General features: G+C 69.9%; 12 protein-coding genes. 8 read left to right on the top strand and 4 right to left on the bottom strand.

Annotation, left to right across the window (positions count from 1 at the left end):
* Nucleotides 1-82 precede the first annotated feature (82 nt).
* Nucleotides 83-1,435 (top strand): M60 family metallopeptidase, encoded by a 1,353-nt coding sequence (locus ACXJJ3_RS09610; protein ID WP_458169616.1) that lies wholly within the window; start codon nucleotides 83-85, stop codon nucleotides 1,433-1,435.
* Between the two features lie 99 nt (nucleotides 1,436-1,534).
* On the opposite strand, the gene ACXJJ3_RS09605 is transcribed toward ACXJJ3_RS09610, so the two are convergent.
* Genes ACXJJ3_RS09605 through ACXJJ3_RS09590 form a run of 4 tightly spaced genes read right to left on the bottom strand, consistent with a single transcriptional unit; the run spans nucleotide 1,535 to nucleotide 6,316 of the window.
* Nucleotides 1,535-2,794 carry an alpha-L-fucosidase gene (locus tag ACXJJ3_RS09605; protein ID WP_458169615.1) on the bottom strand — a complete coding sequence of 420 codons (1,260 nt, stop codon included), beginning with the start codon at nucleotides 2,792-2,794 and terminating at the stop codon, nucleotides 1,535-1,537.
* Nucleotides 2,791-4,446 carry a hypothetical protein gene (locus tag ACXJJ3_RS09600; RefSeq protein ID WP_458169614.1) on the bottom strand — a complete coding sequence of 552 codons (1,656 nt, stop codon included), beginning with the start codon at nucleotides 4,444-4,446 and terminating at the stop codon, nucleotides 2,791-2,793. Before ACXJJ3_RS09600 ends, ACXJJ3_RS09605 begins: the two co-directional genes overlap by 4 nt.
* An 11-nt stretch (nucleotides 4,447-4,457) precedes the next feature.
* Nucleotides 4,458-5,363 carry a carbohydrate ABC transporter permease gene (locus ACXJJ3_RS09595; RefSeq protein ID WP_458169613.1) on the bottom strand — a complete coding sequence of 302 codons (906 nt, stop codon included), beginning with the start codon at nucleotides 5,361-5,363 and terminating at the stop codon, nucleotides 4,458-4,460.
* On the bottom strand, nucleotides 5,360-6,316 hold the full coding sequence (locus tag ACXJJ3_RS09590; protein ID WP_458169612.1) for an ABC transporter permease: 957 nt from the start codon (nucleotides 6,314-6,316) through the stop codon (nucleotides 5,360-5,362). Before ACXJJ3_RS09590 ends, ACXJJ3_RS09595 begins: the two co-directional genes overlap by 4 nt.
* Nucleotides 6,317-6,466: 150 nt before the next feature.
* On the opposite strand from ACXJJ3_RS09590, the gene ACXJJ3_RS09585 reads away from it, so the two are divergent.
* The 7 genes from ACXJJ3_RS09585 (at nucleotide 6,467) to ACXJJ3_RS09555 (ending at nucleotide 16,232) form a co-directional block, all read left to right on the top strand.
* Entirely contained in the window at nucleotides 6,467-7,522 is a 1,056-nt protein-coding gene (locus ACXJJ3_RS09585) for a hydroxyacid dehydrogenase (protein WP_458169611.1), read from the top strand.
* A 466-nt stretch (nucleotides 7,523-7,988) separates the two neighbouring features.
* The gene (locus tag ACXJJ3_RS09580; RefSeq protein WP_458169610.1) at nucleotides 7,989-10,022 is read left to right on the top strand and encodes a DUF2264 domain-containing protein; all 2,034 of its coding nucleotides are present in this window, start codon (nucleotides 7,989-7,991) and stop codon (nucleotides 10,020-10,022) included.
* A complete protein-coding gene (locus tag ACXJJ3_RS09575; RefSeq protein WP_458169609.1) occupies nucleotides 9,982-11,091 on the top strand; it encodes a LacI family DNA-binding transcriptional regulator in 1,110 nt (369 codons plus the stop codon). Before ACXJJ3_RS09580 ends, ACXJJ3_RS09575 begins: the two co-directional genes overlap by 41 nt.
* 101 nt (nucleotides 11,092-11,192) lie before the next feature.
* Nucleotides 11,193-12,494 (top strand): ABC transporter substrate-binding protein, encoded by a 1,302-nt coding sequence (locus ACXJJ3_RS09570; protein WP_458169608.1) that lies wholly within the window; start codon nucleotides 11,193-11,195, stop codon nucleotides 12,492-12,494.
* Nucleotides 12,495-12,610: 116 nt separating this feature from the next.
* Nucleotides 12,611-13,618 carry a LacI family DNA-binding transcriptional regulator gene (locus ACXJJ3_RS09565; protein ID WP_458169607.1) on the top strand — a complete coding sequence of 336 codons (1,008 nt, stop codon included), beginning with the start codon at nucleotides 12,611-12,613 and terminating at the stop codon, nucleotides 13,616-13,618.
* Nucleotides 13,619-13,745: 127 nt separating this feature from the next.
* Entirely contained in the window at nucleotides 13,746-14,771 is a 1,026-nt protein-coding gene (locus ACXJJ3_RS09560; RefSeq protein ID WP_458169606.1) for a S1C family serine protease, read from the top strand.
* A 117-nt stretch (nucleotides 14,772-14,888) separates the two neighbouring features.
* Nucleotides 14,889-16,232: an extracellular solute-binding protein gene (locus tag ACXJJ3_RS09555; RefSeq protein WP_458169605.1), complete on the top strand. Its 1,344-nt coding sequence runs from the start codon at nucleotides 14,889-14,891 to the stop codon at nucleotides 16,230-16,232.
* Nucleotides 16,233-16,234: the final 2 nt, after the last annotated feature.

Genomic DNA, 16,234 nt, shown 5'->3' with positions numbered 1-16,234 from the left:
AAGTTTTCGCAAGCAACCGGGGCCGGCCACCAGGGCCGGCCGGGTCGCCGGGTGCTGGCAAGTTCAACCAGGAGGTTGTTCGATGATGCCGCACGCCCGCCCCACGCAGTTCACCAGGCGACGTGTTCTCCAGGCGACCGGTGCCGGACTCGCGCTGGCCGCCGTACCCGCGGTCGCGCATGCCCAGACCGCCACCAGTACGACAAGCAACACGATCACGATCGACGCGCTCCCGTCCGCGCGGACGACCGAGCTCGACCGGACCCAGGACTCGCTGAGCGCCAGCGAGCTCCGCACCACCGGCTTCTACCTGCCCGCCGCGACCGCCCTCAACGTGGTCGTCCACCAAGGACTCGTTCCGACGCTGGTGATCGGTGCCCCGGACGTCGACGCCCGCGCCGACTTCAAGTCGCCCCGCGAGTACCAGCTGCAGGCCGGCCGCAACACCGTCACGGACGCGGGCGGTGGCGTCGTCTACCTGAAGCTGATCGGCGACTCCGGCCGCGCCAAGGTCACGATCGGCGATCAGGCCGAGCCGATGCCGTACTTCGTCCTCGGCTGCACCGGCGAGGCCGACTTCCAGCGCCAGCTCGACGAGCGCACCACGCCGTACGTCGAGTTCGTCAGCCCGCACGCGATGCTCACGGTCGAGCGCGCGTCGGCCCTCACGTACCGGGCCGAGAACCACACGGACCTGCTCGCGACGTACGAAGACGTGATCCGGATCGAGGACGCGACCAGCGGGTACGACGGCTCCGCGCCGGTGCACGCGCGGCTGGTGCACCGGTACCACTTCGTCGGGTACCCGTCGGCGATCACCGGCGTCGGCGCGTACGCGACCCACGGGCACATGTCGTTCCCGCCGCCGATCCAGGACCGGATGCTGACCGTCGAAGGGCTCCGGATGCGCGGCTGGGGCATCTACCACGAGCTCGGCCACCAGCATCAGCAGATCACCTACAAGCCGAGTTCGCTGACCGAGGTCACGGTCAACATCTACTCGCTCGCGGTGAACGCGGTGTTCGCGACGAAGTACGGCCAGCAGCCGCGGCTGCACGCGCCGGACGCGAAGACCGGCCTGACCCCGTGGCAGAGCGCACCCGGCAAGCTGCGGTCGCCGGGTGTCGACTACGGCAAGACGTTCGACCCGTACGAGAAGCTCGTCCTGTTCGAGCAGCTGCGCCTTGCCTTCGGCAACAACTTCTGGCCGGACCTGCACAAGCTCGTCCGGGTGGAACGTCCGTACGCCGGCGACTACACCGACGAGGCACTCCGCCTCCGCAACCTGGTCGTCCTGTGCAGCCGGACGGCGGGTCACGACCTGAGCGACTTCTTCCGCGCCTGGGGTGTACCGGTCGACGCCGAAGCGGTCGCCCAGCTCGCCGCACTGCAGCTGACCCCGCCGCCCACCGACCCGTCGACAATCCGACAGTAGACAATCCGACGACAGTCAACAGGACGAAGGCACCCACCGGGTCGAGGTGGGTGCCTTCGTCGTTCGGGGTGAACCAGTCGCGCGGCGCGCGGGCCGAGCTCAGTCGCGCAGGAAGAGCTCGATCACACAGCTGCCGACCTCAGGCGCCTGGTTCGGCAGCTTCAACGTCAGCGTGTTCTCCGGCAGCCCGGTCAGGTACGTGTGCGCGGGCGCCGCAGGATCCACGGTCATCCGCTGCACCTCGGACGCGTCGTGCAGGCACTGCGCGTACTCGACCCGATCGCCCAGCCCCGGCAGATGCAGATGCCCCATCGGCCACGCGAACACGTGCAGGTACAACCGCCGCCCGTTCTGCGTGTACCGGCAATCGGCCGGCGGTACATAGGCACTCGGACCGCAGCCCCGAATCGACCGCTCGTGCAACCGCATCCACGAGCCGATCCCGGCCAGCGTCTCGAGCGCCCGCGGTTCCCAGGCGCCGCGGCCGTTCGGCCCGACGTTGAGCAGCATGTTGCCGCCCTTCGAGACCGAGTCGACCAGCATCCGGATCAGCAGCGCCGGCGACTTCCAGTCGTGGTTGTCGCGGTGGTACCCCCAGCTGCCGTTCAGCGTCTGGCAGGCCTCCCACGGCACCTGCGTACCGTTGCCGGCAGCAACCTCGTTGCCCGGCGGCTGCACCTGTTCCGGAGTGGTGAAGTCACCCGAGCCGAGCCCCAGCCGGTTGTTGACCAGGATTCCCGGCTGCAGTTCCCGCACCATCGCGAGCAGCTCCGCGGACCGCCACTCGTCCGGCCCCTTCGCGTTGAACCCGCGATCGGCGTACGAGAAGTCGAACCACATCACGTCGATCTTCCCGTACGACGTCAGCAACTCCCGGACCTGGCCGTGCAGGTAGTCGGCGTACTTCGACACGTCCCGATCCGCGGTCCGGTCGATGAAGTCGACGTCTTTCCGCTGCGGGTGATAAAGGTCCACCGGGAACTCCGGGTGGTGCCAGTCCAGCAACGAGTGGTACAGCCCGATCCGGAAACCACGAGCGCGGAACGCGTCCACCATCGGCGCCAGCAGGTCCTTGCCCCAGGGAGTGTGCGGCGCCGAGTAGCCGGTCAGCTTCGAGTCCCACAGGCAGAACCCGTCGTGGTGCTTGGTCGTGATCACCAGGTACCGCATCCCGGCGTTCCACGCGTCCTCGGCCCAGCGCTCCGGGTCGTACAGATCCGGCGAGAAGTGGTCGAAGTACGGCTGGTAGTCGGCGTCGGTGAGCTGTTCGTACGACTTCACCCACTCGTGCCGCGCCGCGGCCGCATAGATGCCCCAGTGCACGAACAGCCCGAACCGGGCCTCGGTCAGCCAGCTCATCGAGGGCTCGCACCGCCGCTCAGCGCGGTCTCGTACTCGCCGCGGATCTTGTCGCCGCCGTCCTTCTTCCACTTCGCCAGCGCCGCGTCGAACGCAGCGATCGGCTTCCGGCCGGCGATCACGTCGTTGCGGACGTCGGAGAACGCCTGCCCGATGTCGCCGCCGGCCTTGTCGTTGGTCGGCGAGATCATCGACGTGGTCGGGTCCTTCACGACCATCCCGAGCAGCTTGGTCAGGTCCGCGTGCGCGTTCTCGACGTACGTCGGGTCGGCGGCGTTGAACAGCACCTGCGGGGGAGCGGCGATGTACTTCCACGGCACGGTCAGCTCGGCCTCGCCCTTGCTGGTCGGCTTCGGGTTGCCGTTCGCGTCCCGGGTGAAGTCGACGCCCTCGACGCCGTACGTGAGCAGCAGGTTCTCGGTGCTGCCGAACGGCGCGGCGAAGAAGTTCGCGACCGCGAGCAGTTCCTTGGCGCGGGTGTCGTCGGACTTCTTCATCAGCGTGTACGCGAACAGCACGTTGTCGGCCCAGGTGTTCGCCTTGCCGCCCTTCGGTGCCATCGGGACGAACGCGCGCGGGTCGTTCTTCGGGTCCAGCCGGGCCATGTCCTTGGCGTACCCCGAGTAGGCCGGGAAGCCGTCGTACACCAGGGCGCCCTTGCCGGAGCGGAACGCGTTCTTGCGGGCGGTGCCGTCGATCCCGTCCGACCCCGGGACCAGGACGCCGGCCTTGACCAGGCTGACGGCGTACTCGAGGGCCGCCTTGTACTCCTCGGTCTCGAAGCTCTTCACGAGCTTGCCGCCGTCCTCCTTCCAGCCGTACGGGACGCCGAACATCTGCTGGATCATCGTGAAGAACGTGTTGCCCTTCGAGTTCACGATCGCCCACTGGCCCTGTTGCGGCTTGGTGAGTTCCTTGCAGGCGGCCAGGAAGTCCTCGGCGGTGGCCGGGTACTCGATGCCCGCGGCATCGAACAGGCGCTTGTTGTAGAACCCGGCGCCGCCGGTGATGCTGCGCGGGATCGGCAAGCCGTAGATCTTGTCCTGGACGACGCACGCCTGCCAGATCACCTGCGGGATGTTCGCCAGGTTCGGGTAGTCCTTCACCTTGTCGCCGCTCAGGTACGGCGTCAGGTCCGTGCATTTGGCCGACAGGAACGCCGGTAGATTGTTGACAAGCGTCGAGTCCGACAGCAGGAACAGGTCCGGCAGCTGGTTCGCGGCCAGCACGGTCTGGAACTTCGTCGCCCAGTCGCTGTCCGGGACGATCGTCAGGTCGAGCGTGCCGCCGAGCTGCTTCTCGACCGCCTGCCAGGCCGCGTTCTTGTCCTTGGCCGGCGGCAGTGGGTCGAAGATGTCGGTCATCACGCTGACCTTGCCGCCGCTCAACGGCGGCGACTTCACCGTGGTGACGAGCTCCTTCGGGTACGTCCGGTACCCCGGCGGGACGCCGTCCGCGGTGCCGGCCAGGTCCGGCTTCGGCCCGGCGAACGGGACGTACGACGGCAGCGCGACCGTGGACGCGCGGGCGGTACCGGCCGTCGTACTGCCGTTGCTGCAGGCAACCAGCGCCGGGACGCCCGTCGCACTCATCACGGCGACGCCGACCGCGCTCCGCAGGAAGCTGCGGCGGTTCAGGGAGGGGGTGGTCACGGTCATTTCTCCTAACCCTTGATGGCGCCGGTGAGTACGCCCTTGGTGAAGTAGCGCTGCAGGAACGGGTACACGCAGAGGATCGGGACGAGCGCCACCACGACGACCGCCATCTGCACGGCCTGGATCGAGGCGACCGCCTCGCCGGGGGACTCGGTGCCGCCGCCGACCGGTTGCCCCTGCAGGACGTAGAGGCGCAGGACGAGCGGCAGCGGCCACTTGCCGGTGTCGCTGAGGTACAGCAGCGCGTTGAAGAACGCGTTCCAGTGGCCGACCGCGTAGAACAGCGCGACGACGGCGAGCACCGCCTTGGACAGCGGCAGCACGATCCGGACCAGGATCGCGAAGTCGCCGGCGCCATCGATCCGGGCGCTGTCCAGCAGCTCGGCCGGGATGTTCTGGAAGAAGTTCCGCAGTACCAGGAAGTTGAAGGCGCTGACCAGGCCCGGGACGATCAGCGACGTGTACGAGTCGTACATGCCGAGCGCCTTGACCAGCAGGAAGTTCGGGATGATCCCGGCGCCGAACAACATTGTCAACAATACTGTTGTCAACAGGAACCGCCCGCCGACGATCGGCCGGCTGAGCCCGTACGCGAGCGCGATCGTGACCACCATGTTCAGCGCCGTACCGATCACGGTGATCGCCGCGCTGACCAGCAACGCGTGACTCACCACCCCGCCGGCGAAGATCGTCCGGTACGCCGCCAGCGTCGGCTCGCTCGGGAACAGCGGGATGATCCCGCCGCGCCGGGTGATCTCGGACTCGCCGGCCAGGCTGGTCGCGACGATGTTGACGAACGGGTACAGCACCAGCAGGCAGACGATCGCGATCACCACAGCCTTGACCGCCAACCCGGCCCGGCTCGGCGCCTCCATCCACGGCGGCCGATTGGAGGGCCGTTGCGAGGTCTTCATCGCGAGTAGATCCCTTCGTGGCCGAAGCGGTGGGCGAGCTTGTTCGCGCCGAGGATCAGGCCGAGGCCGATCACGCCCTTGACCAGGCCGACCGCTGCGGCCGGGCCCCACTGGCCGTCGAGTACACCGTGGAAGTAGACGTAGGTGTCGAGCACCTCGGCCGCGTCCGCGCCGACCGCGTCGCGCTGCAGCAGGATCTGCTCGAAACCGACCGAGAGAATGCTGCCCAGGTTGAGGATCAGCAGCAGCAAGGTCACCGGCACGATCCCCGGCAGCGTCACGTGCCAGAGCCGCCGCCACCGGTCGGCGCCGTCGATCGCGGCCGCCTCGTAGTGCTCGGTGTCGATGTTCAGCAGCGCGGCCAGGTAGATGATCGTGCCCCAGCCGGCGTCCTTCCAGATCAGCTGCAGCGTCACCAGCCACGGGAAGAAGCTCGGGCTGGTCATCAGGTCGACCCGCGGCAGCCCGAGGTCACCGAGTAGTTGCGGGAGCAGTCCGGTGCCGCCGATGAGTTGCTGGCTGATCGAGATCAGGATCACCCAGCCGATGAAGTGCGGCAGGTACACGACGCTCTGCACGAACCGTTTGATCTTCGGGCTGACGATGCTGTTCAGCAACAACGCCAGCCCGATCGGCGCGGGGAAGAACAGCACCAGCTGCAGTACGGCGAACTTCAGCGTGTTCAGCAATGCGCCGTAGAAGGACGGCTCGGCGAAGACCGCGAAGTTCCCGAAGCCGACCCACGGGCTCTCCTTGAACCCGAGGTACGGCTGGTAGTCCTGGAAGACGATCACGTTGCCCAGCAGCGGCACGTAGTGGAACACCACGAAGAACAGGAAGCCGGGCAGCACCAGCAGCAGCATCACCCGGTCGCGGCGCAGCCGGGTGCGCAGGCCGGGGCCGGGCTGCCGGACCGCCGCGGGCCGGCGCGACGTACGGCTGACGCGATGCATGATCCTCCTGATGGTAAACGTTTGCTGTCCGATGTGTCAGCAACCATGAAACCTGGAGTGCCTTGCTGTCAAGCACTTGCCGGAACTTCTCTTGACCGTTGCCGGATCGGATGCTTACGGTTTCCAGTAACCGTTTACTAGGAGTGATCCGTGCCGAAACCCGAGACCGACCCGCGCCGGCCGCGGTTGCGTACGCTCGTCGCGATGCCCGCCGAGACCTGGTCGGAGGTGTTCACCCCGGCGGCCCGCACCCGCCTGGACGACGTCACGGACCTGCTCGGCCTGCAACCCGGCGGTACGGCGGGGAGCGTTCCGCGGCTGCGGTCCTCGTTCGCGCCGTTGGCCGACGAGCTGGCGGCGGCCGAAGTACTGCTGACCGGGTGGAGCTGTCCGCGGATCACCGCCGACGTCCTGGATGCGGCGCCGAAGCTGCGGGCGATCGTGCACGCCGCGGGGACGGTCAAGACGTTCGTGGACCCGGTCGTGTTCGAGCGCGGGATCGAGGTGTCGTCGGCGGCGGCCGCGAATGCGATCCCGGTCGCGGAGTTCACGGTCGCGGCGGTCGTGCTGGCGGCCAAGCGGGCGTTCCGGCAGCGGGACTGGTTCCGTACCTCGGGGACCAAGCGGCCGTTGCCCGGGGCACCGATCCTCGGGGCGCTCGGTACGACCGTCGGCGTGCTCGGGGCGTCCCGGACCGGGCGGCAGGTGATCGAGCGGCTCCGGCACCTCGACGTCGACGTACTGGTGAGTGATCCGTACCTGACCCGGGCGGAGGCGGCGGCGCTCGGGGCTCGGTGGTGCGAGTTGCCGGAACTGTTCGCGGCCAGCGACATCGTCAGCGTGCACGCGCCGCTGCTGCCGGAGACGCGGGGGCTGGTGACGGCGGAGTTGCTGGCCGCGATGCCGGACGGCGGCGTACTGATCAACACCGCGCGGGGGCCGGTGGTGGACCACGTGGCGCTCGAACGGGAGTGCGTCGCCGGACGCCTGGACGCGATCCTCGACGTGACGGACCCGGAGCCGCTACCACCCGACTCGCCGATGCTGCGGCTGCCGAACGTGTTCATCACCCCGCACCTGGCCGGTGCCATGGGCAACGAGTCGACCCGCCTGGGCGACGCCGCGGTCGCCGAACTCGAACGCCTCGCGACCGGCCACCCACTAGCCCACGGCATCACCCACGACGACCTGAGCCGAATCGCATGACCCCCGCCCCCATCACCCCGGCCCCGGCCCCCATCACCTCGGTTCCTGCTGGGCTCTCGGGTCTGGCCCTCATCAGCCCGGTTCCTGTTGGGCTCCCGGGTCCGGCTCCCATCACTCCGGCTCGTCCCCCCATCAGGCCGGTTCCTGCTGAGCTCCCGGGGGCGGGGCTCATCAGCCCGGCTTCCGCCGGGCTCGCTGCCGCCGGGCGCGCGGCGATCCGAGGGGATATCCGTTCGCGTTGCCGGTTCTCCCCCCTTGACAGCAGTGGAGAACCGTCCACGCCGAGGGATATCCGTCGGCGTTGGCCGGCGGGCGGGCGGAGCGGCCGAGCGCGCGCGAGGTGCGCGGGGTGTGCGGAGTCGGCGGGGCCGGCGGGGTGCGCCGGGTGGGCGGGGTGTGCGGGGTGTGCGGAGCCGGCGGGGCCGGCGGGGCCGGCGGGGCCGGCGGGGTGCGCCGGGTGGGCGGCGTGCGCGAGACCGGCGGGGTCGGCGGGGTGCGCGAGGTGCGCGGGTTGGGCGGGGTGCGCGGGGTCGGCGGGGTGCGCGAGACCGGCGGGGTGCGCGAGGTGCGCGGGGTCGGCGGGGTGCGCGGGACCGGCGAGGTGGGCGGGGTGCTTGCGGTGGGCGGGGTGGGGGCTGTGATGGGTGGTGGGGGGATGGGGTTGCCGGCGCCGGATCGGGTGTTGTCGTCGCGGACCGGGTATACGCGGGAGACCTGGCTGGCGGTGGCTGATCGGTTGCTGGAGGCGTTGGTGCCGTGGTTTTCGCGTAGTGGGGCGCAGGTGCGGTTGCCGGGGCGGGGGAGTTGGTCGGGGGCGGACTGCGACGGGCTGGAGGGGTTCGCGCGGTCGTTCCTGCTCGCCGCGTTCCGGATCGCGGCGGGGGATTGCGACGAGCGGGTGGTGGAGCGGTACGCGCGCGGTCTGGTGGCCGGGGCGGCGGGGGAGTGGCCGCGGTTGACGCCGTGTTCGCAGCAGATGGTGGAGGCGGCGGCGATCGCGGTCGGGTTGCACGAGTCGCGGGCGTGGCTGTGGGACCGGCTCGACGGGGCGGAGCAGCAGGTCGTTGTCGACTGGCTGAGCGGGTTCGTCGGGTCGCGGACCTGGGACAACAACTGGCGGCTGTTCCAGGTCGTCGGCGAACAGTTCCTCGCGTCGGTCGGGGCGCCGTATGCGCAGGACGACATCGACGCGGGACTCGACCGGATCGAGGACTGGTACGTCGGTGACGGGTGGTACTCCGACGGTCCCGGGCAGAACTTCGACCACTACATCGGCTGGGCGATGCACCTGTACCCCGGGCTGTGGACGCGGATGGCCGGCCCGTCCGCGGACGGCCGGCTGGCGGTGTACCGCGAGCGGCTGCGCCGTTTCATCGAGGACGCCGTCCACCTGACCGGCACGGACGGTGCGCCCGTGCACTTCGGGCGGTCGCTCTGCTACCGGATGGCGACGGCGGCGCCGTACTGGATGGGCGCGTTGCTCGACGCAACACCGTTGACGCCGGGACAGACGCGGCGGTTGTGCTCCGGGACGTTGCGGCACTTCGTCGATCACGGCGTACCGGACGAGCGCGGGCTGCTGACGCTCGGCTGGCATCACCACTTCCTGCCGGTGACGCAGCCGTACTCCGGACCCGCGTCGCCGTACTGGGCGTCGAAAGGGTTCCTCGGGTTGCTGTTGCCGGCCGAGCACGAGGTGTGGACCGCGGCGGAGGCGGCGCTGCCGCTCGACGTCCGCGACCAGGTGCGGGCGATGCCGGCGCCGGGGTTCCTGATCCAGGCGACCAAGCACGACGGCATCGTCCGGCTCCTCAACCACGGCAGCGATCACGGCGGCGAAGGCGACCCGCACTACAACCGTCTCGCGTACTCGACGCGCACCGGGCCGGAGGTGACCGAGGAGATTGTTGACAATCAGATTGTCCTCGGCGCACACGGTCCGCGAACGCGGATCCGGCGGCGGGCTGTGGACGGGAGTACGGCGGCGTCGTGGTGGGAGGCGGGGGAGGCTCGGATCGAGGTCTGCTCTGTTGTGCACGGGCGGATCGAGGTCCGATGTGCGTTGGTGGACGGACCGCCGGGGGTGGTGCGGCACGGCGGGTACGCCGTCGCCGGTGCGGACCGGCCGGAGGAGCAGACCGGTGAGCTGTGGGCGCACGTGACCCGGGTGGATCGGTTGAGTTCGGCCGTTGTCGGCTTGCACGGGTACGAGCGGGCCGGGGTCCGGCGCGGGCTGGACACGAACGCGTTCGGGCCGCATTCGGCGACGCCGTTCCTGGAGGCGGAGTACGACGGGAAAGGTCCCCGGGTGCTGGTCGCGGCGGTGGTACTGTCCGGCGACACGGTCTGGGCGCGGCAGCTGGGTGAGAGCATCGACGTGACGGTGCGCGGCGCGCAGGTGACCGTGCGGTTCGCGGACGGGACGCGGGCCGCGGTGCAGCTGGGCGAGGAGGTGGACGATGGCGGCGGAACCGCCGCGGGCGCGGGCGCGCCGGCGTGATCCGGAGGCGGCGCGGACCATCCGGGACGTGGCCGCCCGGGCGGGTGTCTCCACTGCGACCGTCTCTCGTGTTGTCAACGGCAACTATCCGGTCGCGGCCGGCACCCGGACCGCGGTCGAGCGGGCGATGCGGGAGCTCGGGTACGTCGCGAACGCGCACGCGCGGGCGCTGGCCGGTTCCACCACCCGGGTGGTCGGGATCGTGGTCAGCGAGATCGTCGACCCGTTCTTCGCCTACATCGCGCGCGGCGTCCAGGCCGAGGCGCTGTCGTCCGGCCGGCTCTGCCTGGTCTGCTCGACGCAGGGCGGCGACTCCGCCGAGCTGCGGTTCGTCGACCTGCTGCTCGAGCAACGCGCCGACGCCGTGATCCTGGTCGGCGGCGCGGTCGAGGACCAGGAGTACTTCGCCACCATCGGGCAGCGCGCGCAACAGCTTGCGAACAACGGGTCCAGCCTGGTGCTCTGCGGGCGGCCCGGCCTGGCGGCGGGCGTTCCGGCGTACGCCGTGGACTACGACAACGTCGGTGGTGCCGCGGCGATCACCGACCACCTGCTGAGCGCCGGGCACACCCGGATCCTGTACCTCGGCGGCCCGACGGCGCTGTCCACGACGGCGGCCCGGGTCCGCGGCTTCCGGCAGGCGTACGCGGCCCGCAAGCTCGAGCACGATCCCGCACTGGTCCGTACCGGCGCCTTCGGCCGCCAGTGGGGTCACGACCAGACCCTGCGCGCGCTCGACGACGGCCTCGACTTCACCGCGGTCTTCGCCGCCAACGACATCGTCGCGGCCGGGGTGTACGCCGCGCTCCGCGAACGCGGCCTGAGCATCCCCGGCGACATCTCGGTCGTCGGGTACGACGACGTACCGGTGGCCGTCGAGCTGCAACCCGCGCTGACCACCGTCCGGGTCCCGCTGGAAGAGCTCGGACGGGCCGCGGTCCGGGCCGGGATCGCCGGGCAGCAGCCGACCGCGGACCCGTACGCGCACCAGCAGCAGGCGACCACGCTCGGCACCGTCGTGGTGGTCCGCGACTCGGTCGGACCGCCGCGCACCCGGCACCCACGGTGACCGGATCGGCACTTGACATATCCGGCACGGACGCCTGAGACTCAGCTCACTTTCGCGATCCGAGAGCGCTCTCACCCCGTCCAGTTCCAGGGAGCCCGAAGATGCGGCCGAGTGCCCGCCATCGCCCCGTTGCCGGCTTGTTCGCCTGCGCCACCCTGCTGTTCGTCACCGCCTGTGCCGGCGCCCCGCCGCCCGCCGATGCCCCGAAGATCGAGCTGACCGTCGCAACCTTCAACGAGTTCGGGTACGCCGACCTGTACGCCGAGTACGAGGCGCAGCACCCGAATGTCACGATCGTCGAGCAGCACGCGAAGACCGTCGACGACCACGTGAAGAACCTGGACGCGAACCTGGCCCGCGGCACCGGGCTGGCCGACATCGAGGCGATGGAGGTCAGCTGGATCTACAAGTACCTGGCGAAGTCCGACAAGTTCGTCGACCTGCGCTCGTACGGCGCCGGCGATCTCAAGGACCGCTGGCTGGACTGGAAACTCGACGGCGCCACCACGACCGACGGGAAGATCATCGGGTACGGCACCGACATCGGCCCGGAGGCGATCTGCTACCGACGGGACCTGTTCGCGAAGGCCGGGCTGCCGACCGACCGGGCCAAGGTCGCGACGCTCTTCCAGGACTGGCCGTCGTACTTCGCGGTCGGCCGCAGGTTCAAGCAGCGGGTGCCGGGTTCGGCCTGGTACGACTCCGCCGTCCTCACCTGGGAAGCGATGCGCAACCAGCTGATCCAGGCGTACTACTCGAACGAGGACCGCTTCCTCGGCGCCGAGAACCCTTTGCTGAAACGCACCTGGGACCAGGTCGTCGCGGGCAGCAGGGACGGGCTGTCGGCGGGGCTGCCGGCCTGGAGCGACGCCTGGAACTCGGCGTTCCGCACCGACAAGTTCGCGACGATCGCCTGCCCGGGCTGGCTGCTCGGCGTGATCCAGGACAACGCAGGCAGCTTCGGGAACGGCAAGTGGGACGTCGCGGACGTGTTCCCCGGCGGTGGAGGCAACTGGGGCGGGTCGTACCTGACGGTCCCGGTCCAGTCGCCGCATCCGGCCGAGGCCGCCAAGCTCGCCGCCTGGCTGACCGCGCCGGAGCAGCAGGTGAAGGTGTTCCAGAAGATCGGCTCGTTCCCGTCGACGGTGGACGCGTACGACGACCCGCAGGTGAAGTCGCAGGTGAACGCGTACTTCGGGAACGCGCCGGTCGGGCAGATCTTCGTGGACCGGGCGCGCAGCGTGATCCTCAAGCAGCACAAGGGCCCGCGGGACGGCGAGATCAACCAGATCTTCACCGCCGCGCTCGCCCGGGTCGACGCCGGCAAGGAGGCGCCGGACGTCGCCTGGCGGCAGGCGCTGGCCGCGGCGGACCGGATCGCGAACGTCCGGCGCGGCAGCTGAGAGACGGCTGAAGATATCTTCCGACACGCCCTGCCCCGGTGGCCAATGACCGACGCGTGATCGACCGGCGAGGTACTACGGTGTGAACGCGGGCCGATCACGTACTGAGGAGGGCCATGAACGAGTCCGGTTCTCCGACGCTCGAGCAGGTCGCGGCGCTCGCCGGGGTGTCCCGGGCGACCGTGTCGCGGGTTGTGAACGGGTCGCCGAAGGTGCTGCCGGACACGGTGGCCGCGGTCGAGCAGGCGATCCTGCAGCTCGGCTACGTTCCGAACCGGGCCGCCCGCGCGCTGGTGACGCGGCGGACCGACTCGATCGCGATCGTCGTACCGGAGCCGGACAGCCGGGTGTTCTCGGACCCGTTCTTCGCCGGCATGCTGAGCGGCGTCAGCCGGACGCTCGCGTCGACGCAGTCCCAGCTGGTGCTGCTGATCGAGCCCGCCGAGGCCGACGACCAGCGGCTGCTGCGGTACCTGCGCGGCGGGCACGTGGACGGCGCGATCATCATCAGCCACCACGGCCGCGACAACGTACTGCAGGAACTGGCGCAGTTGCCGCTGCCGATCGTGTTCAGCGCGCGGCCGCTCGGCGTCGACGTACCGGTCGCGAGTGTGGACGTTGACAACGTGGCCGGGGCGCGGACCGGCGTACAGCATCTGCTGTCGATCGGGCGGCGGAAGGTGGCGACGGTCGCCGGGCCGCTGGACATGACCGCGGGGATCGACCGGCTGACCGGCTACCAGGAAGTGATGAAGGAGGCCGGGCTGCCCGCGATGATCGCGTACGGCGACTTCACCGCGGACGGCGGCGAGCAGGCGACGCTGCGGCTGCTGGACGACCATCCGGACCTGGACGGGCTGTTCGTGGCGTCCGACCTGATGGCGACGGCCGCGCTCCGGGTCCTCTCGCAGAGCGGCCGGCGGGTGCCCGCCGACGTCGCCGTGGTCGGCTTCGACGACTCGGTGCTGGCGACCACGACCACCCCGAAGCTCACCACGGTCCGGCAGCCGGTCGAGCAGCTCGGCGCGCGGCTGGCCGAGATCCTGCTCGCGAAGATCGCCGGCGCCGAGCACACCACGCCGGAGATCTACAGCACCGAGCTGGTGATCCGCGACAGCGCGTGACCATCGGTCTCCCCGGTGGTAGCTTCGATAGGCGGGCCATGAGGAGGGGATCCACTTGGTCCAAGCTGACAGCAGTTCCTCCGGACAGTCGTCCGGTTGGCGTCCGACCCGGTCGCTGCTGGTGGCGGTGGCCGTCGGACTGGTCGTCGGTGCGCTGATCACGGCGATCGTCTTCCTCGCGGTCCGTGACGACCGGACGACGCCGGCCGCGGCCGCCTCGGACAGCAGTACGGCGATGTGCGCCGCGATCCCGGTGGCGAACGAGGTACTGCCGTCCGTCGTCACGATCGCCGCGCAGCGCGGGAACCAGAGCGGCACCGGGTCCGGGCAGGTGTTCCGCGACGGCGGGTACATCCTCACCAACGACCACGTGATCTCGGTCGCCGCCGGTGCGGGCGGGGCGGTGACGGTCCGGTACAGCGACGGGCACACGTCCGCGGCGACGATCGTCGGGCGGGACCCGAGCACGGATCTCGCCGTACTGAAGGCTGCCGACGGGGCGAAGGGGTTCCCGGTGATCCAGCTCGGGTCGTCCTCGACGCTGCAGGTCGGCCAGCCGGTGGTCGCGCTCGGCGCGCCGCTGGGGCTGAGCAGTACGGTCACGACGGGGATCGTCAGCGCGCTCGACAGGTACGTACCAGTGCCGGGTGAAGGCGTGACGCATCACCTGATCGGGGCGATCCAGACCGACGCCTCGATCAACCCGGGCAACAGCGGCGGCGCGCTCGTCGACTGCGCCGGCCACCTGGTCGGGGTGAACGCGGCGATCGCGACCGTGCCGAACGCGAGCGGCGTGTCCGGCGGCGGCAGCGTCGGCCTCGGTTTCGCGATCCCGATCGACGTCGCGAAAGAAGTCGCCGGGCAACTGATCAGCACCGGCCGGCCGGGGCACCCGACCACCGGGCTGCAGGTCCAGGCGTTGCCGGAATCCACGCACCAGCAGGGATTGTTCGTACTCGCGGCCGACGGCCCGGGCGCCGAGGCCGGGCTGCGTGCCGGTGACGTGATCACCACGCTCGACGGCCGGCCGGCTACCAACAGCGAGCAGCTCGTGGTCGCCACGCTGACCCGCAAGGCCGGCGACAAGATCGAGATCGGCTACTCCCGGAACGGGGCCTCGGCCACGACGACGCTGGTCCTCGCCGCGTCCTGACCTCGGCCCCTCTCTCCGGCAAGTGGACCTGACCACTTGCTGACCCTTTCGCTGGACATGAGCGCGAACGTTGCCTATTCTCCCATTCATTGGTCCGTACCAGTTGGGAGTCCAAGGATGAACGTGAAGGCAGCCGGGCTGGCCCTTGCCCTCGCCGCCGGCATCGCGCTGGCGGGTTGTGCGCCCAGTACCGGGTCCAAGACCGGTGGCAGCGCCGGTGCCGCGGGCAGTGGCAGCGGGACCGTGAAGATGGTGCTGTGGCCCGGGCCCGAGGGCGACGCCATGGGCAAGGTCGTCGAGGCGTACAACGCCGGGCCGGGGGCCAAGGACAAGGTCAAGGTCGAGATGACCCTGCTGTCCCGCCAGGACACCTTCTCCAAGGAAGCCACGCTGATGGCGGCGAAGTCGAGCCAGCAGGACATCTACTTCGTGGCCAGCTACAACGTCGGCCAGTACGCGAACTCGCTCGACCCGCTGACGTCGGTGGACGCGAGCAGCTACTTCCCGGTCGCGGTCGACGGGCTGAAGTACCAGGACAAGCAGTACGCGCTGCCGCTGGACGTCTCGAACCACTTCCTGCTGTACCGCAAGGACCTGGTCGACGCGCTGCTCGCGACGAAGAGCCAGTGGCCGGCATACCAGGCCGTGGCCGCGAAGGCGATCGGGGAGAAGCGCGACCCGAAGCCCGCGACCGAGTGGGACTGGCAGGACTACGTCGCGATGTCGGCGTGGTTCAGCAAGACCGCGAACCCTGCGTCGCCGACGCAGTACGGCACGATCCTGCAGGCCAAGAACCTGCTCTACAACACGATGATCTGGGACGACGTGCTCTGGGGTGAGGGCGGTTCCTGGACCACCAAGGACGGCAAGGCCAACCTGAACACCGACGCGGCCAAGAAGGCGGTCGGCGTCTACAGCACGATCTACAAGAACGGCTGGACGTCGAAGGACAGCTCGCAGGCCGAGTTCCCCGAGACCCAGGCGGCATTGAAGGCCGGGACGACGGCGTTCGCGCTGCAGTGGTCGGCCGGGTTCGCCGAACTCAACGACAAGACCAAGTCGCCGCTGGTCGCGGGCAAGATCGCGATCGCCCCGGTGCCGGGCCACAAGACCCATGTGCACGCGCTCGCGGTGGCGCTGAACAAGTACTCCGGCAACAAGGACGCGGCGAAGAAGTTCCTCGGCTACCTCGCCACTCCGGACGCGATGACGGCGTACGCCAAGGCCGGCGGGATCCCCGCGATGCCCTCGGTGCTGAAGGCGAACACCGCGATCAACCCGGCGTTCGGGCAGATCGCGGAGTCGATCGACAAGTACGGCTACTCGGTGCCGGTGTTCCCGAACACCTTCGAGGCGTACAGCAAGCTCGCCGAGTCGCTCAGCGGCGCGTGGGTCGGGCAGCAGGACGCCGGGACCGCCGTCGAGACGGCGAACACCGCGCTGCAGAAACTCCTCGGGTGAGC

Source organism: Kribbella sp. WER1, from assembly GCF_054189145.1.
The sequence above is the reverse complement of the archived record's forward strand: the minus strand, read 5'-3'. Positions and strand labels throughout refer to the sequence as shown.